Source organism: Shewanella mesophila (assembly GCF_019457515.1).
Lineage (GTDB): Bacteria > Pseudomonadota > Gammaproteobacteria > Enterobacterales > Shewanellaceae > Shewanella > Shewanella mesophila.
Genome location: NZ_CP080421.1, coordinates 2,032,409 through 2,053,762, shown reverse-complemented (window position 1 = coordinate 2,053,762; position 21,354 = coordinate 2,032,409). Strand labels below are relative to the sequence as shown.

The window sequence follows — 21,354 nt, the reverse complement described above, 5'->3', positions numbered from 1 at the left end:
AAAAAAGGTACGCATCATGCGTACCTTTTTTATACCTAAAATTTACCTCATAGGTTACAAACGCTCGAAGTCGTCCACATCAATAGCCGCCTTACGAAGTTTATCAGCATCAATTAGTTGCTGATGTTCGTCAGCGGAAATGACACCAACCGCTAGTGCTTGTTGATACAAAACTAATGTCGGTAACTTGCTAGGTAACTCACCTTCTTTTTGTGCCTTTTTGATCTGACGATGAAGCTTACGGCACTGATATTGTGCCAAGAATGCCTTTTCGACTTCGGCAATACCACCTTCATCGCCATCAAAATCAGGACAAAGGAAAGTCAATCTATCGCGAGCAGGGCTGGGCTTTAACATTCCCTGGCAAAGATTAATCGCTAATTTATCATCAGGTCCATTGAAGTGATTACCAATAGGGAAAACGATTGCTCGCATTAACCAAGCGATAGGACGATTTGGAAAGTTTCTTAATGTATCTTGTAATGCTTTTGCCGCCTTATGTAACCGTGTTTGCATCACATAATGTACCGCTGGTAAGTCATCTTGCTGACGACCATTATCTTCAAACAATTTCAGCGTCGCTGAAGCCAAATACAACTCACTGAGTACATCGCCAAGACGGGCTGAAAGCATCTCTTTACGCTTAAGATCGCCGCCCATAATCAACATGGAAAGATCGGTCATAAATGCAAGCGCAGCAGACAGACGCGTCATATCTTTATAATACTGCTTTGTACAACCACTAACAGGGGCTGAATTAAACTTGCTCGCCGAAAGTGCGCTAAACAAAGCACTAAACGCATTACGCGCCGCATAGCCCATATGACCAATCAAGAGATTATCAAAACGTTCGAGCGCTGCGCTTTGATCTTCCATTGCGGCGGCTTCCATTTCGGCTAGTACATAAGGATGACAGCGAGTAGCACCTTGACCAAAGATCATCAAACTACGGGTGAGAATGTTCGCTCCCTCAACCGTAATGGAGATAGGTGTCGCCATATAGCCATGACCAAGATAATTTTTAGGCCCCAGTTGTATCCCCTTGCCAGATTGAATGTCCATCGCATCATTAATGACATCACGTCCCATCTCTGTCATATGATACTTGGCTATCGCGGTAACCACTGAAGGCTTAACTTTCAAATCAATCCCGGTTGTGGTCAAACGTCGAGCGGCTTCAAGCTGATAAGTGTTGGCGATAATTCGCGCCATCGCTTCTTGAACACCTTCAAATTGGCCAATAGACAGACCAAACTGATGTCGAACAAAGCTATATGCCGTAGTCGTTTTGGTAGCCAAGTGTCCAGTCGCCGTCGCAAGTGCTGGTAAGGAAATCCCTCGCCCCGCAGACAGACATTCAACCAGCATTCGCCAGCCACGACCAGCATATTGAGGGCCACCTATGATCCAATCTAAGGGAATAAAGACATCTTTTCCGTCAGTCGTCCCATTCATGAAAGCCATATCTAGCGGATTATGCCGTTGGCCGATATTGACCCCTTGATGATCGGTAGGGATCAACGCGCAGGTAATACCTATATCTTGTTTAGTGCCAAGCAAGCCTTCAGGGTCGCGCATTTGAAACGCGAGGCCAAGTACTGTAGCGACTGGCGCTAATGTAATGTAACGCTTGTCCCACGTCAGGCTAATCCCAAGAACCTCTTCACCATTAAACTCTTGTCGGCATACCACACCAACATCTGGAATCGCACCAGCATCAGAGCCAGCCTCTGGACCGGTTAACGCGAAACAAGGAACGGCTTCACCTGTCGCGAGCAATGGCAGCCAATGATCACGCTGCTCTTTGGTCCCATAGTGAGTAAGTAACTCTCCAGGACCTAAAGAGTTAGGCACCATCACACTAACGGCTGCGCTAACACTGCGGCTAGCAAGCTTACTGACAATAGTGGAGTTGGCGTAGGCCGAGAATGCTTTACCGCCATATTCCTTGGGGATAATAAGTGCGAAGAACCCCTCTCTCTTAAAGTAGTCCCATAACTCTGGCGGCAGGTCTTTGCGGTGTTGTACAATATCAAAGTCATCAATCATAGTGAGCGCTGTCATCACCTGATTGTCGATAAAAGACTTCTCCTCTTCGGTTAATCGCGGCTTACCATAGCTGTGGAGAGTGTCCCAATTAGGTTTTCCTCTAAACAGTTCGCCTTCCCACCACACATCACCCGCTTCCATCGCTTCTTTTTCAGTATTAGAGAGCGGTGGCAATACCTTTTTGAAAAACGAGAACACTGGACGCGTGATAAATTGCATCCGAATATTTTTAACACCTAGCAGCACTATCAAAATCAATAGTACTAAAATAAAAACAGTCATAACGCCTCCCCTACTGGGTACTTACTGGTACTGCTACGCCTGCAGCAATATATGGGATAACTTTACGAATAACGGCTTCAATATCGTTGTGTTCGTTAAAATCGGCTTCTGCGATCTCTGTTAGTGCATCGGCGGATGCCATAGTGAATACAACGGTACCCAGCGTAAAGTGTAGCCGCCAGAACATCTCTGCAGGTGGAATATGTGGTGCACTTTCTGCTACCGCGTCGACAAATCGAGTTAAATGTTCACCGTAATGAGTCGTGATAAACCAGCGCAAATGGCCTTGACTCTCAATATAACCCCGACCAAGTAGTTGTAAGAAAGTGCGGGTGCCTTCAACCTTTACCTTGTTTAACTCCAGTAAAGGTTTTACCAACGATGAAAAAATATCATTAAGTGATGGCTCTGAGCTCTGTTTTAGCAGTTCTAGCTCATTCGATGCATCAGGCATAAAACGATCTAAATAGCGAGCAAGCACGGCTCTAATTAACTCTTTCTTCGAGCCAAAATGATAATTAACGGAAGCGAGATTCACTTCAGCTTTACTTGTGATAAGTCGTAAAGAGGTTTCTGAAAATCCACGTTCAGCAAACAGCTTTTCTGCGGCGTCCAGTATTCTTGTTTTAGTATCGGATCGATTTGCCATTCCGTGACCTTAACTCTGATTTAAACATGCGTTTAAATTAAACACTGGTACACTTTTTGTCAAATGAAATTCAGATGTAATGCGGTTGTAAGCACGGATAAATCACTGCTGAACTAAGTTTACTCCCAATAGTGCAAATGCATTTTGATAACAGCCTGCATTATTTAACCAAATTAAGTAAACTAGATCACACAAGAATAACAACGACACTCGAACAATCAAGGAACACAGTATGTCATCGATATCTCCACGATTATCCTATTTATCACTCATCGTCACCTTAGCCATCTCTACGACGGCTTGCAACGAGCAAGTTAATGCCGCGCCAGTAAAAAGCGAGCCAGCAGCCGAAGCGAAACAATTTATTCAAGATGCCGAAGCCAATCTTGCACAGCTCTCAATAGAGCAAAATCGCGCAGAGTGGATCTACAGTAATTTCATAACCGAAGACACTGCCGCGCTATCAGCCTCAGTCGCAGAGCGCCAAACGGCGACATCAGTAAGATTGGCAACTAAAGCCGCAGAGTTTGCCATGCTTCCTTTAGAAAAAGATGAACAACGTAAACTCAATATTTTACGCAGTTCATTGGTGTTACCCGCTCCGCTTGATCCGGTTAAGAATGCTGAGCTGGCTAACATTAGCGCCGAGCTAAATGGATTATATGGTAAAGGTAAATACTGTTTAGCCGATGGTCGTTGCCTTACTCAACCAGAGTTATCAGGGATCATGGGCGAGTCTAGAGATCCAGCAACACTGCTCGATGTCTGGCAAGGTTGGCGCCAAATTGCGAAACCAATGCGTCCCCTATTTGAACGAGAAGTCGAACTTGCCAATGAAGGCGCTAAAGATTTAGGTTATGCGAATTTGTCAGAACTATGGCGAAGCCAGTATGACATGGCACCCGACGCATTCTCTGCTGAGCTAGATAGGCTTTGGGATCAAGTTCAACCGCTTTATGAATCGCTACATTGCTATGTGCGAGGAGAACTGAACCAAAAGTACGGCGACGAGGTCGCACCAAGTAGTGGCGCAATTCCAGCTCATTTGCTCGGAAACATGTGGGCGCAGCAGTGGGGCAATGTCTATGACATGGTAGCACCTGAAGACGCCGATCCTGGTTACGATGTTACTGAGTTACTTGCTAAGCAAGGTTATGATGAACATAAAATGGTTAAGCAGGCTGAAGGCTTCTTTACGTCACTAGGTTTCGAACCACTGCCAGACACGTTTTGGCGTCGCTCGCTTTTCGTTCAACCCAAAGATCGTGACGTCGTCTGCCATGCATCTGCATGGGATCTCGACAACCTTGACGATATTCGCATTAAGATGTGCATTCAAAAAACAGCTGAAGATTTTACCGTTATTCATCATGAACTTGGGCATAACTTCTATCAAAGAGCCTATAAAAATCAGCCTTTTATCTTCAAAAATAGTGCTAATGATGGATTCCATGAAGCGATCGGCGATACTGTCGCCCTTTCTATTACGCCTAATTATTTAAAACAAATTGGCTTGCTAGATGAGGTTCCAGATGCATCAAAAGATATCGGTTTGTTGCTTAAGCAAGCGTTAGATAAAATTGCATTTCTGCCATTTGGCCTAATGATAGATCAATGGCGCTGGAAGGTATTTAGTGGCGAGATAACGCCTGCACAATACAACCAAGCTTGGTGGGAGCTGAGAGAAAAGTACCAAGGTGTAAAAGCGCCAATAGCACGTAGCGAAGCGGACTTCGATCCAGGCGCTAAGTACCATGTTCCAGGCAACGTTCCTTATACTCGCTACTTCTTAGCCCACATATTACAGTTCCAATTTCACAAAGCACTCTGTGAAATCGCGGGTGATAAAGGTCCTGTACACCGCTGCAGTATATACGGCAACAAGGACGCTGGCGCAAAGCTCAACGCAATGCTAGAGATGGGGCAAAGTCAGCCATGGCCAGAAGCCTTATCAGTGGTAACGGGTAGCAAAGAGATGGATGCTTCAGCTGTACTCGACTATTTTGCGCCGCTCAAGGTATGGTTAGATGAGCAAAACCAATCGGCAAATCGCCAATGCGGTTGGTAGCGCCTAGCCATTGATTTTTAACTGTGGCGATGGCTTTTTAAGATAGTCTTGGCTATTGGAATACGCTTACGGCGACATTATAAAATCATCGCCACCAAAAGCCGATTCACAGCCAAAGCAGCTAAGGCTCCGCCTTTAAACTAGTGTCATGCTTACTCCTGTTAATAAAGGAGTAAGCATTGAAAGCCATAGATTAACAAACTTAGCATCATAGCGACTATGAACATGGACTGTTGACATGGTTAATTTACATAACTCCCGACAACTAAACCCAAGCATAAGCATAAAACCTAGCGCTATTGTTCAAAAATACGACTAAATCAACCTGGAAGAGATTAAATTGATTAGTCCATATGGGCTGTTAACACAGTAATTGCATCATCTCATTTAAAGAAGATTAACGAGAATTCGCTCCTTTCTTGGTCATCTCTCGAGTATCGAGGCGTGCATTATCTGATTTCTGGAGCATCACCATCAAGGCGCCGCATCCTCCTAACCCTTTGGTTGCGCTATGATAGCCAATTACGCCTTCAAGCTGTAACAACCACTGCGCTAAACATGACTTAAGCAATGCTGGAAACGGCTTGTTATGCACTCCTGTACCATGAATGATTAGCAAGTTTCGAAAATCACTGTTCTGACTTTGTAAGATGAAATCATACAGCGCCTCGCGCGCACGACTCACTCCAACGCCCTTCAGATCTAGGGCTGCTTGCATGGGATACTTCCCTTGGCGAAACAATTTAAATACCTGACTCTGAACACCTTGATGCTTAAAACTGACGATCTCATCTGGCTCGACTGGGATAATCTCACTAAAGTCGAGACTTAATTGCGAAAGCATTTCTCTTCTTTTCGTCTGAGCCTGCTTGGCGCGCTGAGCCTCGCGTCCCTTGTCGTTGCAAAAATTGACATTGACATCGGCCTTTAGCGGCACCACATCAGCCATTGAAGCGAAAAATAGCGCTAACTCATCTTCTGCCATCTTATTTCCCTCTTCTCTAATGAGCAAAGCACAGTTAATGGATCTTGTTTATGAATTATCTATGATCAAAACCCGCAATGACAAGTGAGTTAAACCATCTGATAAAGCAACCGTAGAGTCTTATCCAACCGAGCCAAAACGCTAACAAAGACTGAAATTTAAACATCTAGCAGATGATACACACTTTGTTAAGAACTAAATCTTTCCCATCAAAAGTGCATAGATTATAGTGAACAGAATATTAGCAAAAATGAATAGCTAAATGAAATTTATGAAATTTGTCATCTTCACGCTTTTCTCCTTACTTTGTTTACCGGTAACGGCACAAGGCTCGAACAGTGACGATAACGCATTAAATCAGTTTTATACCCAATTTTCTGTAGCATTTGAACAGCTTGACGCAGCGGTAATAGAAGAACTCTATGCTGAAAATGCCTGTTATATCCCTGAACAACAAAGCCAAGAGATCACAATAGGCCGTGAAAATATCGTCACTTTATACAAAGCATTTTTTGGTAAGATTAAGCACAAAAATGCACAAATTGAGGTCGACTTTCGGGTGGTAGAACGCCAAATTGAAGGCCAAAGTGCTACCGATATTGGCTATTACCTTATTCGCTTTTATCCGCCCAAAGAAACGGAAGAGCCTATGAGTGAATTTGCAGGGAAATTTGTAACCGTTTCAAAAAAGAAAGCCGATGGTAAATGGTATTTAACTGTCGATACCAATAATCGGTCAGAGCCGTCATTTTACTACAGTGCAAAGCCATCGCCGAACCTGTATTACGGCAGCCAGTTTACTAAAACAGAAGATCCCCTACAGCATGAGTAGTAATAAACAACCTTGCCCTTGTGGTCGTCAAATAGCCACTGAATTAACAATAGAACGTGTGAGCTATTCTGACTGTTGCCAGCCCTATCACCAGGGAGAGAGAGCACAAACGCCCGAACAATTAATGCGCAGTCGATATAGTGCTTTTGTACTCAAGATTCATGACTATTTAATTGAAACACATGATACTCGTCACCTAAACGGCCTAACTAAGGCCATATTAGATCAAGACAACCACACAAATTGGCTTGGTTTAACCATCAATGATAGTGAGAGTAATGGCTGTAAAGGTTGTGTCGAGTTTCATGCTTGGTACAAGGAAGATGGAATTGACGCGATTCATGAAATTTCACAATTTGTGAAGCAAGACGAAAAATGGCTATACACCACAGGCAAACAATTAAAAGCAGTGATGCCTAAGCGAAATGACCTCTGCATCTGTAACAGTGGCAAAAAATTTAAACAATGCTGTTCTAAAATCGGTTAAATAATAGCATTTAAGGTTAACACAATTGGGCATCAACATAATGCAGCGTGACAACAGCTAAGAAACCGAAAGTAACCTATTTGTAAGCTGGGTATTTGCTTTTAAAAATTGGCCAAATTCAGCCTCTCTTAAAGCGGGACTGTAAAGAAACCCTTGGGCGTGATGACACCTTAACTTAGTTAGAAACTGCTCTTGCTCGATCGTTTCTACGCCTTCAGCAGTCAAAGAGATATTTAATGCCGATGCCATTGCAATGATCGCACTGACAATCTCTCGACTCTCATGACTCACACTCAGATCCGAAATAAATGATCGGTCAATTTTTAATTTTGAAATTGGAAACTGCTTAAGATAGCGCATCGAGCTATAACCTGTGCCAAAATCGTCAATGGCTAAGCCGACACCCAATTCAGCCAACTCCTTACATAAATTGGTCGCATAAATAATATCTTCCATCAATTCCGTTTCGGTGATCTCAATAATCAGAGTGCGTGGTTTTATCCGATAGCGAGTCACCAACTGCCAAACTTGATCATACAAACTTGTACTAAAGAACTGCTGCGCAGCCACGTTAACATGCATTGAGATATTAATATTATGGTGCTGCCACAAATTTAACTGCCTACATGCGGTCTCCAATACCCACTCGCCAATCGCTCCAATCATTCCCGTCTGCTCGGCAATGTCGATAAACGCGCCAGGATAAAGCACCCCACGTTTAGGATGATGCCAACGAATTAGCGCTTCAGCCCCAATATACTGCTGTGTATTAAGATCTCTTAATGGTTGATAATAAAGTTCAAACTCACGATTCTTTAATGCTGATTGTAACTCGCGCTCAATCTGCGCGCTTTCTTTAAATGTATTAAGTAAGGCATTGTTAAACAACTGAATCGCATCACCTTGCTTGCGTTTAGCATACTGCACTGCAATATCGGCGCAAGTTAATGCCGAAAACATCTGTTCCAGGGAATCGATCTCAACAATCGATAATGCTGGCTTAGCGTCAAATGCTTCGCGTCCGATGGTAACGGGAAGCGTCAATTGATGATATAAACGTTTAATAAGGTAATCCAGATGCTGGCTGTCATCTAAACCATCGACAACGACCGCAAATTCATCACTACCAACACGAGCGATAAGCTCCGCTTTGTTAATACTTGCAAAATGGCGCAAACGCCGAGCAATCTCAACCAATAACCTATCCCCTTTCTCATGGCCATAGGTGTCATTAAAGCGTTTAAAGCCCATCAGATCGATTAACATTAAATGGCCCGTCGTTCGACGCTCTAAGGCCTTATTGAAGAAACTGCGATTATACAAACCAGTAAGCGAACATCGCCATGCCAAGCGCTCGAGCTCATTTTTATGTTCTCGCTCATCAGAGCTATCCTCAGCGGTAATTAATGCGTAATAATTCCCTCTTTGGGTGGTAAAAGGCTTTACAGAATAACGGATCCAATAGCTACTACCATCGGAACGAGTGATCTTGGTATCGCCTTTTGCGATTCTGCCTCGCTTAACATCGGTTAGTGCGGAATGAGCCTGATCGGGAAACTGTTTGAAAAAATCAAGGCAATAAATTGGACATCCCAATATTTTCTGTTTCGGGATACCTGATATTGAATGATAAGCACTGTTTACATACTCGATGATATCAGTATGTAAATTGACAACCATGCTCACCTGCTCTGAATGTTCAATCGCTTTTAAAAAAAGTGTTAAACGCTCATCGGTTTCATAAGCGCGTCGAGTCGCTAATGTCAATGCTAGCTGATCTGCAACTTGAGCGACGATATCAAGTTCACTCTCAGACCAATACCTTGGCGTGGTCGACTCTAAGAACAGTACGCCCTCAAGATGTCCATTTATACGAATAGCGACATCAAGAGAACTTTTTATCTGCTTTGGACAGAAATAACGATCAAAAAGCTCTTTAACGCGAATATCTTCACTGACCTCTACTACATCAATTACTCGATGTTGTTTTAGATCGGTTAAGTATTGGGAGGAAAGTAGTGGCTTAGGGCGAATAACATCGATGGCGTTTCCCATATGGGCAACCTGTTCGATAGTATTGGCTTCGATAGACAAAATACACACACCAACATAGTCGACAACAAGCTGCTCACTAAGCAAACTTGTTGCTAGCGTTGCAGTCTCATTAAATTGTCCTTCCTGCTTCTCTACCGAATTAACGATCGATTCGAGCAAGTGTTGATATTTGCGTTTCGCCATACATCCCTACAACCGGCAGCCTAAAAGTCGCTGTCGAGGTAAAAACACTCTAAAACAGAGGGTTTAAGACATTTATCCACACATTTTTGTTTTAATAAGTGGCTATAGACCATTTTATAGGAATAATTAACTGATTAGCAACAAGTTAAACACTATAAAATCACAGATTATTTTGTAACTGAAAAATCATCTTTTCCGCACTAAATGCAAATGTTAACGAGAGTTGCTGACCACCCTCTATCTCGACTATATCGGCTTGGACCGCATCAAATCTGACCTTGGCTAGCTTGACTAAGGTCTCTAGCTGTTCAAGTGCCTCTGCGCCAAGTTTTTCTATCACGAGTACAGTATCGTGTTCATCTATTACAGCACCAATATCGGCGTAGCTGCCGCAGTCTGTACACGTATCATTAACCAGTGCTGATTGCCCTTTCTCAATATTTTTCATAATTCACAACTGTCTTGTATTCAAAGAGCTTAATTATAGTGGCTTTAATTTTTTAGTTCGAGATGTAGCTCTAAACTATGCCAAAATCTCTGCCATTGCCCGCTGAGCAACCAATTGGTCACCAAAGTGTAAATAATCACCGATCATCGATTGAGGCTCAATCTGACCACGATAACGAGAGCGGGTCACCTGATCGCAATTGGCAAGCACTCTACTCATTTCAAGCGAATCACTCCCCCTTATGACCAAGGCTTCCGGTGTGAGGTACTCTTGTAGATGAAAATTGACTAGGCCCGCCGAGTGAAACTGAGGGCTATTATCAACAACGTCGACTTCCGCCATATTTACAACTAAGGGCTGCTCCGCCGCAAGTTCAAATCTATCTCGTAACTGTGTATTAAGGTCTTCTGTCTGCGATTGAAGATGAAACTGTGCCATATCACGCGCATCAGTCGATAACATCGCCAACAGCAAGCCAAACTCTCCCCGTCTGTCGGATGTGACAGCTTGGTTTAATCGCGTGCCTAGATTGGCTTCATTGATTAATAACTGATTGGTTCGCATAAAAAAACAACAATAAAACAACTCGTTGTAATATAATCGACCGCTGGAAGCATAACTTTAGTAAAAAGTTCAATAATGCTCTTTACAGCGGCCGAGTTTGTGACTACTATTGCCGCCGCAATTGAGGAGGGGTTCCCGAGTGGCCAAAGGGATCAGACTGTAAATCTGACGGCTCAGCCTTCGAAGGTTCGAATCCTTCTCCCTCCACCATTTGCACACAATTTGATAAAGAGATATTCGTGGAGGGGTTCCCGAGTGGCCAAAGGGATCAGACTGTAAATCTGACGGCTCAGCCTTCGAAGGTTCGAATCCTTCTCCCTCCACCATCTTTATTTCCTAATCAAGCTTGTGAGATACATTAAAAGGTAAAAAGTGACATATGTGGAGGGGTTCCCGAGTGGCCAAAGGGATCAGACTGTAAATCTGACGGCTCAGCCTTCGAAGGTTCGAATCCTTCTCCCTCCACCATTTCACACCAGATAGTTTGGTATAGCAATGTTCTCGCTAAAACTGTTTCATATAGCCAGCCATCTAACACATTATTCTCCTGCGTTAATCTCATCCATTCGCCATCCATTGTTGATCGTAATATTTTCTGCCTCATCTCTCCATTTTTCATCGATAACGACACTACTTAGTTCATTTGATTAAATCTTCTATTTTATCAATCCATATTTAGTACGACTTCCTATAGCATTTCTAGTTATAATTCATTGCTAATACCAATCAGTATAAAGATGTGATCGCTCAGCGAGAATTTAGCGCTTATGAGGCAAGGCCTTTAATTGCTCCTCGGCTCTAGCATCCTCGGTAACCGCTCCATACTTTACCCTATCTCCTAAATCCCTTTAGTCGTGCATTAAGGGCATTCACAACATCTGACCTCCAGAGATGGAGGGAATGTATTAAGTATGTCAGGGACATACAAGCCCTTGTTGATTGCAACAAGTGAAGAGCATAGTTGAACTAGGATCAAACTCGTTAACACAGCGTCGAAAGCACTAAAACTCGCCCGTTAGGTGTGTTTTTGGCTTCCTACTTCCGTGTTGAACGGCCTCACTAGGGAGCAACCATTTCATCGTCCATTGGCCTTGAATTAGTTGCCAAAAAATACGCTGAGTAGATCACTTTCTTATATTAATTGGTGTAAAGTGCATATCATTACAGAAGGCAGGCGTCCCATGCTTAATGGCTTGTCGTACATCAATAACAGGAGAGCGCATGGAACGTTTATGGGTTAATCAAGCCATCGAAAAAATCGAAGCGGATTATCAACGCAGTGCCGACACTCATTTAATTAAACTCGATATACCTTGTTTAAAAGACATTGATATCTATCTCAAAGATGAGAGCACTCACCCTACTGGCAGTCTCAAACATCGTTTAGCACGCTCGCTGTTCCTATATGCACTCTGTAACGGCTGGGTCAAACAGGGAACTCCCATAATTGAATCATCTTCAGGCAGCACAGCGGTTTCAGAAGCCTACTTCGCTCGCCTCTTAGGTCTGCCTTTTATTGCCGTAATGCCAAAAACGACCGCTAAGAAAAAGATCCAACAAATTGAGTTTTACGGCGGTGAATGCCACTTTGTCGATCATTCTAGCCAGATCTATGCCGAATCCCAGCGACTGGCAGACGAACTGTCTGGTCACTATATGGATCAATTCACCTACGCCGAACGTGCGACAGATTGGCGAGGCAATAATAATATTGCCAATTCGATATTTGATCAGATGAAACGGGAACCGTACCCCGTGCCAAGCTGGATTGTGATGAGTCCTGGTACTGGCGGTACCTCGGCCACCATAGGCAGATATATCCGTTATCAGCGAGAAGAAACCAAATTATGCGTCGTCGACCCTGAGAACTCGGTTTTCTTCGATTATTATCACAGCCTAGATCCAAGCGTCACCTGCTGTAATGGAAGTAAAATTGAAGGTATTGGGCGTCCACGAGCCGAACCCTCATTTATCCCAGGCGTTGTCGACCATATGGTAAAAATTGAAGATGCAGCCTCGATCGCGACTATCTATTGGCTGGAGCAGCTTATTGGGCGTAAAGCTGGTCCCTCAACCGGCACCAATCTCTATGGGACCTTGCAATTGGCAACCCAAATGCAACAAGAGAACCAACAAGGCTCAATAGTGACCTTACTCTGTGATGGCGGTGAACGTTACCTCGATACCTATTATGATGAGGTGTGGGTTAACAACAATATCGGTGATATAGCTAAATACCAAACAAGACTTGAGCGCTTTAATCAGACGGGTCTTTTAGATTAGCAAACAAATCTATTGAAAATAGTGACTATCGATGGCTATAAGGGCTACAACCACAGAGCCCTTATGCTTACATCCTCCTCAAAATCTAGTCGATATTGAGGTATTTATGGGTTTGAATAGATAAACGCCAATTGCGCGCAATACACACTTTCATCGCTAACTCTGTCGCTCGTGGCTTTTGGCTTATTGGTTGTAAACAGATGGTCTTGCCAAGGGTATCAATTCCCGCTAGCAATTGATCTAATTCATCAATATGCATTTGTTTCGCAACGGGATGCTTGATCTCATCGGCTCGATGAAGAGCCTGCTCAAGCACCTTATAGCCACCTTTCATATTCACTTTAGGAGACACGGTTACCCAAGTTCGCGGATCACATAACACCTCAAATGTACCACTAGTCTCTATTTGACATTGATAGCCCTCTTCAGACAGTGCTTGAGTGAGTGGGCGCAGATCATAAATGCACGGCTCGCCGCCCGTGATCACAATATGTTTTGCGGTAAATCCTTTAGCCACTAATTGCAGGATCAGTGCCTTGGCGTCAAGCTCCGCCCATCGACCTATTTTACCATCGACCTGGATAACAAGGTCGGGATCGACGCGATTTTCGGTTAAGGTTTCCCATGTATGCTTAGTATCGCACCAAGAGCAACCAACCGGACATCCCTGTAAACGCACGAAAATAGCGGGCACACCAGTGTAGACGCCCTCACCTTGTATTGTTTCAAACACTTCATTCACGGGATACTTCATGGTTAACCTCATCGCTGTGGGTCGGCTTTTATAGAAGATTTTGACTCTACAAGCAAGTATAACTCCATTATTTGCAGCCACTTTATTGCTAATCGAAACTTTAGGATATGAATGTGAGCGAGTAAGATAATTTGCAACCTTGCGATGGTCAGTTAAACTAACGCCAAATTTCATACTTAGTAAATCACTATGTCTAAAGCAGTCGTTGTTTTTAGTGGAGGCCAGGACTCCACAACCTGTCTCATCCAGGCCCTGAGTCAATATGATGAAGTACACGCAATCACGTTCGATTATGGTCAACGCCATAGAGAAGAGATCGCGATAGCACAGAGCTTAGGCAAGCAGCTTGGGGTGGCGAGTCATAAGGTACTCGATGTGACGGTACTGAATGAACTGGCAATTTCGGCATTAACTCGCGATGCCATTGCCGTTTCAAATGAGTTAATGGAAAATGGATTACCCAACACCTTTGTCCCTGGACGCAACATCCTCTTTCTGACATTGGCGGGAATTTACGCCTATCAGATCGGTGCCGATACAGTAATAACAGGAGTCTGTGAGACTGACTTTTCTGGTTACCCAGATTGCCGCGATCAATTTATTAAAGCGATGCAGTCGGCGCTTGAACAAGGAATGGATCGACAATTAACGATTAAGACCCCGTTAATGTGGCTCAATAAAGCTGAAACTTGGGCCCTTGCTGACAAATACCATAGTTTAACCCTAGTTCGAGACCAAACGCTGACCTGCTACAACGGGATTGTAGGCGCAGGATGTGGCACCTGCCCTGCGTGTATTCTCAGAAGCAAGGGATTACAAGAGTATCTCGATAACAAGACAAGCATCATGGCTGAGTTGAACCAAAAATGCTAAATCACTTAAAATCAACGTCAAAGCCCTACGGCGTTGTATTAGGCATTACCATAGTCTGTGCCCTGTTTTATTTTATGGACTTTGACCCTCAGCTTGCCTATCGACGTTCATCGATCTCTGGCGGCGAATGGTGGCGATTGCTTTCCGGAAATTTGCTTCATACCAATCAATGGCATCTGTTAATGAATCTTGCAGGGCTTTGGGTGATCAGCTTCTTACACGAATGCCACTACAGGGCAACTAATTTTACCCTGCTATTTGTCATACTGTGTGTATTGCAGGGCATTGGCCTCTATCTTTGTTTTCCTGCATTGGGAGGCTATGTTGGGCTAAGTGGTATGTTACATGGTCTATTTACCTATGGTGCACTTAAAGATATTCAAGCCGGAATGCGCTCTGGCTACTTATTGTTTGCCGGGGTTTGCGCAAAAGTGGCTTATGAGCAAATCTATGGCGCTACAGATCAGATCACCCAATTGATAGGCGCACGAGTTGCAACTGAAGCTCACCTTGTAGGGGTAGTGACGGGCATTTTGGTTTTTGTTACTTATAAAGTGATTAGAAAATTTATTAAATAACGAGTAACGAGCAAGATAAGTCAGGTTGTTTCCTATATCGCGCTAGTTCATTGCATTTCAAACATGTTCTTCATTGAAATACATTGGCAGAGTAAGGCCTAATTCAAAGACTTAACTTGAGCGCCAGAGCTTTTGTTTTTAGCCCAAAGCCACCTACTTCCGCAGGTGGCTTCTTTAGTTAATTAGCTTAGCTGATGCCCACCAGATCATGCCTTAATTAACGCCTCTCTTAAATTCAGCACCTGATCACGTAATGCTGCCGCCTGTTCGAACTCAAGGTCTCTCGCGTGTTGATGCATACGTTTTTCTAATTCATCAATCTGATGACTCAAGCTAGCGGCGTCGCCAAGCTGATAGTTAGCCTTAGCCTCAGCGACTTTTTGATAACGAGGTAACACCTTCGCCGTATGTTCATTATGACCGCCAATATCCATAACATCGGTGATTTTGTTCAACAATCCTTGAGGCGTAATACCATTATCAAGATTATATTGACGCTGTTTTTCCCTTCGTCTATCAGTTTCATCGATCGCCTTAGCCATGGACTTAGTGATCTTATCGCCATAGAGAATCACCTTACCATTAACATTACGGGCGGCGCGGCCAATCGTTTGAATAAGGGACCGCTCTGAACGCAAGAATCCCTCTTTATCTGCATCTAAGATACACACTAACGAGACTTCAGGCATATCCAAGCCTTCCCTGAGCAAGTTAATACCGATCAAGACATCAAACACACCTAGGCGAAGATCACGAATAATCTCAACTCGCTCTACTGTATCAATATCAGAATGCAGATATCTCACTTTAACGCCATGTTCATCAAGGTATTCCGACAGATCTTCAGCCATACGTTTGGTTAATGTCGTCACCAACACCCGTTCATTAACGGCAACTCGTTTACCCACCTCTGACAGTAAGTCATCTACCTGTATAGAAACGGGTCGCACTTCAATTTCGGGATCGAGCAGCCCAGTAGGTCTCACAACTTGTTCCGCAATTTCCCCATCGCTTTTATCTATCTCATATTGCGCCGGTGTCGCCGATACGAATACCGTCTGCGGCATTAAGGATTCAAACTCTTCAAACTTCAACGGACGATTATCCAACGCTGACGGTAAGCGAAAACCATACTCGACCAAGTTTGTTTTACGAGAGCGGTCACCTTTATACATGGCACCAATTTGCGGCACGGTAACATGGGATTCATCGATAATAAGTAATCCGTCTGCCGGGAGATAATCGAGTAAGGTCGGTGGCCCCTCTCCTGGTCGTCTCCCTGACAGATAGCGTGAATAGTTTTCTATCCCGGAGCAATAACCTAGCTCGGTCATCATCTCAATATCATACTGCACTCGTTCAGAGATGCGTTGAGCCTCAATGAGCTTATTATTATCTAACAGATACTTTTTCCGATCCCGAAGTTCCTGTTTAATATCTTCGGTTGCGGCCAGGATCTTCTCTCGCGGCGTAACATAATGCGTCTTGGGATAAACCGTGGTGCGAGCAATACGCTGTAGAATATGCCCGGTTAATGGATCGAATAAACTTAAGCGATCGATCTCATCATCGAATAGCTCGATACGTATTGCATCTTTATCTGAATCTGCAGGGAAAATATCGATCACCTCGCCGCGCACCCGAAAAGTACCGCGCTGCAGTTCGATATCATTACGGGTATATTGAAGCTCACTCAGGCGCTGCAATATTTCACGCTGCCCCATAAAGTCACCCTGACGAAGATGTAACAACATCTTGAGGTATGAATCAGGATCACCTAAACCATAAATCGCCGAGACAGAAGCAATCAACACCACATCTTTACGCTCTAAAAGCGCTTTGGTCGCAGATAAACGCATCTGCTCTATGTGTGCATTAACCGACGCATCCTTTTCAATAAAGGTGTTCGTTGAAGGGACATAGGCTTCGGGCTGGTAGTAGTCATAATAGGAAACGAAATACTCAACAGCATTGTGAGGAAAAAACTCTTTCATCTCACCATATAACTGTGCCGCTAAGGTCTTATTTGGCGCCATGATAATCGTCGGCCGCTGTAATTGTTTAATTACATTGGCGACCGTAAACGTCTTACCCGATCCAGTTACCCCAAGCAATGTCTGACAAGCGAGACCAGACTCTATGCCATCGACCAACTTTTGGATAGCGGTAGGTTGATCTCCCGCAGGCTGATATCGCGAAACTAGCTGAAATGTCGAATCACTCAATGAAGCACTCCCAATAATGTAGCTGTCTATCTTAATCGACCTAAAGGGTTTCAACAAACCCAGATAGTATGAAATAGGTAAATCGGGGCAAACTTGCCTTAAATTATTTGAGCGCTTTTTACATTCTTTAATAGGTTTGTCATGAAACTTTAGTACAGAGACAAAATCTGTGTTCACAGATCAATAATAGAGCTAAAACCCAGCTAATTAGGCACTTTAATACACAAGATAAGCGAATAAATCCATTACATAATTGTAACGGTTAAGATACAAATTAAAACTGGCTATTGCTTTTTATAACCCATTGAAAATACTAACCTATATCTCAAACCAAAAAATATAGTCATTTTAAGTACAATCCCCAATCCATAAGGCTTTGAAGGGCGATATTTACGCTAACCCACAGGTTTATCCACAGATTTAGTGGATAAGTCATGCAACCCTAGAGATTCCGTAGCTTTACGCGATATTTGTTTATTAGTGCATTCTGATGTAAAGGATGTAATTTTACTACATTTGACAGCTGAGCAAATATTAAGCAGAAACAAATACACTTTATTCTTATATTCAACAGACTCTTATCGCCTCCCAAACGAAATACGCTGATAAGATAATCAAAATGCACAAGAAGCGATCACAGTGAGCATTAGGTGAGCACTTAACCGCATAATTACACTTTTTTTTCTAACCTGAGTTGACTCATGTGTAAGAGCGCTTTAATATGCGCTCCGTCTTCAACGACGAGTTGCTTTAACGATTCCCCAGTAGTTCAGTCGGTAGAACGGCGGACTGTTAATCCGTATGTCACTGGTTCAAGTCCAGTCTGGGGAGCCAAAGCAACAAAGCGAAAGACAAAAATGTTAATGTAGGTTAGCATTTAAAACTAAAATTCGATTCCCCAGTAGTTCAGTCGGTAGAACGGCGGACTGTTAATCCGTATGTCACTGGTTCAAGTCCAGTCTGGGGAGCCAATTTTAGATAGATACTTTATAAGTAACGCTCGATTCCCCAGTAGTTCAGTCGGTAGAACGGCGGACTGTTAATCCGTATGTCACTGGTTCAAGTCCAGTCTGGGGAGCCACTTATAAAATATTATTGTTTGAAGTATTCAATTCCCCAGTAGTTCAGTCGGTAGAACGGCGGACTGTTAATCCGTATGTCACTGGTTCAAGTCCAGTCTGGGGAGCCACTTCGAGCAAAACGTAAGTCGTACCATGTCATTTTGAGTATTCCCCAGTAGTTCAGTCGGTAGAACGGCGGACTGTTAATCCGTATGTCACTGGTTCAAGTCCAGTCTGGGGAGCCACTCTAACAAGCACCACGTCAGAAGCAAGATTTCACAAAACCCCACTCCAGAATAAAATTTCGCTTTATTACATAATCAGTTACACTATTAGCAACATAATTAACTATAATTAGTTTGCAGAATGCAGTGGGTACACGTTTTATGAGCATTGCGAAAACCTTTCATTTAATTCTCCTCGTCATATTTGGCAGTTTATCGCTCGTAAATTTTAACTATGAGTATGATAAGGCATCAAAATCAGCCGATGAAGCATTGCAACAATATCTCAATAGCCCTATCTGGCAAACGACACTACCTATTGATGGTAAGTCGCTTTTTACAACCTTAAATAGTCAGTTCCCTTTCTATTTTTTTCAATATATTCACGGTCAAGACGGCACGCTGAACTATACAAAGGGGCAGTTATTGTCAGGCAATGACGATGCTATTGCCTCATTATTTACTCAAAGCTTAGGTAATACTCGCAACTTATCTGAAGGACGTCTGCAGGTAAAAATTGATGACTCAAAAATAGCTGACAAAGCCAAACAGGCTTTCGTTAGCAAGTTAACAATTATTTGGTTGCTCTATCTAGTAATTGCAACTGTATTTAGCTTGTTGATGATGAGGTTAAGGCGCAGTATTGGTTATGCGAGTCGCTATATTGATGCCCTATCGGAACTAAAATTTGAAGCACTGGCGCACTCACGTTTTCGTGGGGAGCTTAAGCCAATCGGCGTCGCCTTGGATAAAGTAAGAGGCACGCTGCACGACAAATTTGATGAAATACAGAACCACAACATTCAACTTAATAAAGAAGCTTATCAAGATCCTGTAACCCTATTTAACACACGTCCCAAATTTACTGAAAAACTAGACAGTCTTGCCAAGGCTGGAAAAGATAACTACGGCATAATGGCGATGATTAAAGCCACTGAGCTCGCCAATATAAACCAATCTCAAGGGCGGGTTGCGGGTGATAACTATCTGGCAAGCATAGCCAATTGTATACGAAAAAGTATTGGCAATGACCAACAAGCTGAATACTTTAGAATTTCTGCTAGTGATTTTGCCATCTTTGTTCCAAACTTGCTCATTAGCGACGCACACGGATTATTAAAAAATCTAAAAAGTAATTTCGACGCTTTCCAACAAACTATCGATGCCGAATCTGTTGCCTATACGGGATTAGTACCATACAGGCAGGGAAGTGATGCCCTTTCTCTCGTTTACTTAGGCGATGCCGCTGTTAGCATAGCGCAAACTATGGGGCCTAACAGTTGTCACATTCAAGAAAAGCTCAATGGAGATGAGTTAATCGGCGACTCTCATTGGAAAACCGCAATCGAAGATATTATCCAGCGCCAAGCATTAAAATTTCATACTCAGGATATTCAACCCTGCCGCGGCGCCGATAAAGTGTATCGAGAACTATTCTCCCGTTTTTATAGTCGCGAAGGAAAGTTTTTACCCACAGCCACTGTGATAGCCATGGCCGAGCGCCATGGACTCAATGTAGAGCTAGATAAAATCATTATTCAAAGCACCCTGAAATTATTGATTGATAACCCAAGTTTAAGTGGTTCATTTGGTATAAATGTAAGTACAGCCTCGATGCATCAAGCTCATTTTTCGGCATGGGTCAAAGATCTATTGACTCGGCATCGTCATATTGCTGCCAGATTAGTGATAGAAGTTAACGAATCGGGAATGCAAAGTAATATAGGCGTCGCCCACCAATTTGTCAGAGATATGCACGGTGTTGGCGCTAGAGTCTCGGTCGAGCATTTTGGCCTAGGATTTACCTCCTTTAAGTTCTTTAAGGAGATAAGACCTGACTTTGTTAAGCTCGATGGTAGTTACACTGAGGGAATTGATATCAATGATAACAATCGTTTTTTCGTCAAAATGATTGTCAATGTAGCACAAAAACAATCAATTAAAGTGATTGCATCGAGTGTAGAGCGCCAAGAAGAGAAGTTTGCGCTTGAACATCTTCTCGTTGATGGGCTGCAAGGCTATTACATCGCAAAACCGAAACCAATTGCCGTAACAGATGAACACTCTGCAACCAGTTAAACCCTATTTGAAATAATCCCTGCATTCTATGTGTTGTTTATCCATGCCGAAAGGTCGATAATAGCCGTTAAATTAGATATAGATAACCATTTGAGATGAGCGAATATCTCCTACTTTTGATCGGCACTGTGCTGGTCAACAATTTTGTATTAGTCAAATTTCTCGGCTTATGTCCCTTTATGGGGGTTTCGAGTAAATTAGAATCAGCGATAGGTATGTCCATGGCGACAACCTTTGTGCTCACGCTCGCCTCAATATTGAGTTACCTCGTCGATAGCTACCTTTTACATCCGTTCGAACTTGGTTACCTCAGAACCATGGCTTTTATTCTTGTAATTGCCGTCGTAGTGCAATTTACAGAAATGTTAGTCCAGAAGACCAGCGCTTCACTCCATCGCGCTCTCGGTATTTATCTGCCACTTATCACAACAAACTGCGCTGTGTTAGGAGTTGCCCTACTCAACATAAATGAGAAGCATGATTTCATCGAGTCTGCGATCTATGGCTTTGGCGCTGCGGTGGGATTCTCTATTGTATTGATCTTGTTCTCTGCTATGCGTGAGAGACTGGCCGCCGCGGATGTCCCTACGCCGTTCAAAGGTGGCGCAATAGCCATGATCACCGCCGGGCTTATGTCACTTGCATTCATGGGCTTTACAGGCTTGGTAAATTAAA

Annotated in this window: 16 protein-coding genes and 8 tRNA genes; 16 read left to right on the top strand and 8 right to left on the bottom strand. The window is 43.3% G+C overall.

Annotated elements, in window-relative coordinates; translation table 11 throughout:
- Nucleotides 1-54: 54 nt before the first annotated feature.
- Both K0I73_RS08955 and psrA read right to left on the bottom strand, forming a co-directional pair.
- Nucleotides 55-2,331 (bottom strand): acyl-CoA dehydrogenase, encoded by a 2,277-nt coding sequence (locus tag K0I73_RS08955; protein ID WP_220064110.1) that lies wholly within the window; start codon nucleotides 2,329-2,331, stop codon nucleotides 55-57.
- Between the two features lie 10 nt (nucleotides 2,332-2,341).
- On the bottom strand, nucleotides 2,342-2,980 hold the full coding sequence (gene psrA / locus K0I73_RS08950; RefSeq protein WP_220064109.1) for a TetR family transcriptional repressor PsrA: 639 nt from the start codon (nucleotides 2,978-2,980) through the stop codon (nucleotides 2,342-2,344).
- Between the two features lie 232 nt (nucleotides 2,981-3,212).
- Between psrA and K0I73_RS08945 the strand changes: the two genes are divergently transcribed.
- Complete coding sequence (locus tag K0I73_RS08945; RefSeq protein WP_220064108.1) at nucleotides 3,213-5,048, top strand: M2 family metallopeptidase; 1,836 nt, start codon at nucleotides 3,213-3,215, stop codon at nucleotides 5,046-5,048.
- A 397-nt stretch (nucleotides 5,049-5,445) separates the two neighbouring features.
- Here K0I73_RS08945 and smrA read toward each other — a convergent pair whose 3' ends face one another.
- Complete coding sequence (gene smrA, locus K0I73_RS08940) at nucleotides 5,446-6,033, bottom strand: DNA endonuclease SmrA (protein ID WP_220064107.1); 588 nt, start codon at nucleotides 6,031-6,033, stop codon at nucleotides 5,446-5,448.
- A 262-nt stretch (nucleotides 6,034-6,295) separates the two neighbouring features.
- Here smrA and K0I73_RS08935 point away from each other — a divergent pair, with 262 nt between their 5' ends.
- Together K0I73_RS08935 and K0I73_RS08930 are read left to right on the top strand one after the other, a co-directional pair.
- Nucleotides 6,296-6,865 (top strand): YybH family protein, encoded by a 570-nt coding sequence (locus K0I73_RS08935; RefSeq protein WP_220064106.1) that lies wholly within the window; start codon nucleotides 6,296-6,298, stop codon nucleotides 6,863-6,865.
- Nucleotides 6,858-7,352 carry a YchJ family protein gene (locus K0I73_RS08930; RefSeq protein WP_220064105.1) on the top strand — a complete coding sequence of 165 codons (495 nt, stop codon included), beginning with the start codon at nucleotides 6,858-6,860 and terminating at the stop codon, nucleotides 7,350-7,352. Before K0I73_RS08935 ends, K0I73_RS08930 begins: the two co-directional genes overlap by 8 nt.
- A gap of 57 nt (nucleotides 7,353-7,409) precedes the next feature.
- Here the strand turns inward: K0I73_RS08930 and K0I73_RS08925 are convergent, their stop codons facing one another.
- From K0I73_RS08925 to K0I73_RS08915, 3 genes are all read right to left on the bottom strand, one after another.
- Nucleotides 7,410-9,590, bottom strand: coding sequence for a sensor domain-containing phosphodiesterase (locus K0I73_RS08925; RefSeq protein WP_220064104.1), 2,181 nt, complete (start codon nucleotides 9,588-9,590; stop codon nucleotides 7,410-7,412).
- 160 nt (nucleotides 9,591-9,750) lie between these two features.
- Nucleotides 9,751-10,038 (bottom strand): DUF406 family protein, encoded by a 288-nt coding sequence (locus K0I73_RS08920; RefSeq protein WP_220064103.1) that lies wholly within the window; start codon nucleotides 10,036-10,038, stop codon nucleotides 9,751-9,753.
- Nucleotides 10,039-10,113: 75 nt separating this feature from the next.
- Entirely contained in the window at nucleotides 10,114-10,602 is a 489-nt protein-coding gene (locus K0I73_RS08915) for a VC2046/SO_2500 family protein (protein ID WP_220064102.1), read from the bottom strand.
- 125 nt (nucleotides 10,603-10,727) lie between these two features.
- Here K0I73_RS08915 and K0I73_RS08910 point away from each other — a divergent pair.
- The 4 genes from K0I73_RS08910 (at nucleotide 10,728) to K0I73_RS08895 (ending at nucleotide 12,885) form a co-directional block, all read left to right on the top strand.
- Nucleotides 10,728-10,812: transfer RNA gene (locus K0I73_RS08910), tRNA-Tyr, on the top strand.
- A gap of 31 nt (nucleotides 10,813-10,843) precedes the next feature.
- Nucleotides 10,844-10,928 (top strand) — tRNA-Tyr (locus tag K0I73_RS08905).
- A gap of 57 nt (nucleotides 10,929-10,985) precedes the next feature.
- Nucleotides 10,986-11,070, top strand: a tRNA-Tyr gene (locus tag K0I73_RS08900).
- 753 nt (nucleotides 11,071-11,823) lie between these two features.
- A complete protein-coding gene (locus K0I73_RS08895; RefSeq protein ID WP_220064101.1) occupies nucleotides 11,824-12,885 on the top strand; it encodes a PLP-dependent cysteine synthase family protein in 1,062 nt (353 codons plus the stop codon).
- An 85-nt stretch (nucleotides 12,886-12,970) separates the two neighbouring features.
- Here K0I73_RS08895 and queE read toward each other — a convergent pair whose 3' ends face one another.
- Complete coding sequence (queE, locus tag K0I73_RS08890) at nucleotides 12,971-13,639, bottom strand: 7-carboxy-7-deazaguanine synthase QueE (RefSeq protein WP_220064100.1); 669 nt, start codon at nucleotides 13,637-13,639, stop codon at nucleotides 12,971-12,973.
- 189 nt (nucleotides 13,640-13,828) lie between these two features.
- Between queE and queC the strand changes: the two genes are divergently transcribed.
- Both queC and rrtA read left to right on the top strand, forming a co-directional pair.
- Nucleotides 13,829-14,512 carry a 7-cyano-7-deazaguanine synthase QueC gene (queC, locus tag K0I73_RS08885; protein ID WP_220064099.1) on the top strand — a complete coding sequence of 228 codons (684 nt, stop codon included), beginning with the start codon at nucleotides 13,829-13,831 and terminating at the stop codon, nucleotides 14,510-14,512.
- On the top strand, nucleotides 14,506-15,090 hold the full coding sequence (gene rrtA / locus K0I73_RS08880) for a rhombosortase (protein ID WP_220064098.1): 585 nt from the start codon (nucleotides 14,506-14,508) through the stop codon (nucleotides 15,088-15,090). The genes queC and rrtA overlap by 7 nt, the downstream gene beginning before the upstream one ends.
- A 206-nt stretch (nucleotides 15,091-15,296) precedes the next feature.
- Here the strand turns inward: rrtA and uvrB are convergent, their stop codons facing one another.
- Nucleotides 15,297-17,315 (bottom strand): excinuclease ABC subunit UvrB, encoded by a 2,019-nt coding sequence (uvrB, locus tag K0I73_RS08875; RefSeq protein ID WP_220064097.1) that lies wholly within the window; start codon nucleotides 17,313-17,315, stop codon nucleotides 15,297-15,299.
- Nucleotides 17,316-18,073: 758 nt separating this feature from the next.
- On the opposite strand from uvrB, the gene K0I73_RS08870 reads away from it, so the two are divergent.
- From K0I73_RS08870 to rsxA, 7 genes are all read left to right on the top strand, one after another.
- Nucleotides 18,074-18,149 (top strand) — tRNA-Asn (locus tag K0I73_RS08870).
- A 61-nt stretch (nucleotides 18,150-18,210) separates the two neighbouring features.
- Nucleotides 18,211-18,286 (top strand) — tRNA-Asn (locus K0I73_RS08865).
- 34 nt (nucleotides 18,287-18,320) lie between these two features.
- Nucleotides 18,321-18,396, top strand: a tRNA-Asn gene (locus tag K0I73_RS08860).
- Between the two features lie 32 nt (nucleotides 18,397-18,428).
- Nucleotides 18,429-18,504, top strand: a tRNA-Asn gene (locus tag K0I73_RS08855).
- 41 nt (nucleotides 18,505-18,545) lie between these two features.
- Nucleotides 18,546-18,621 (top strand) — tRNA-Asn (locus K0I73_RS08850).
- A 141-nt stretch (nucleotides 18,622-18,762) separates the two neighbouring features.
- Nucleotides 18,763-20,679 (top strand): EAL domain-containing protein, encoded by a 1,917-nt coding sequence (locus K0I73_RS08845; protein ID WP_220064096.1) that lies wholly within the window; start codon nucleotides 18,763-18,765, stop codon nucleotides 20,677-20,679.
- A gap of 95 nt (nucleotides 20,680-20,774) precedes the next feature.
- Nucleotides 20,775-21,353: an electron transport complex subunit RsxA gene (rsxA, locus tag K0I73_RS08840; RefSeq protein ID WP_220064095.1), complete on the top strand. Its 579-nt coding sequence runs from the start codon at nucleotides 20,775-20,777 to the stop codon at nucleotides 21,351-21,353.
- The last annotated feature ends 1 nt before the right edge of the window (nucleotide 21,354 follow it).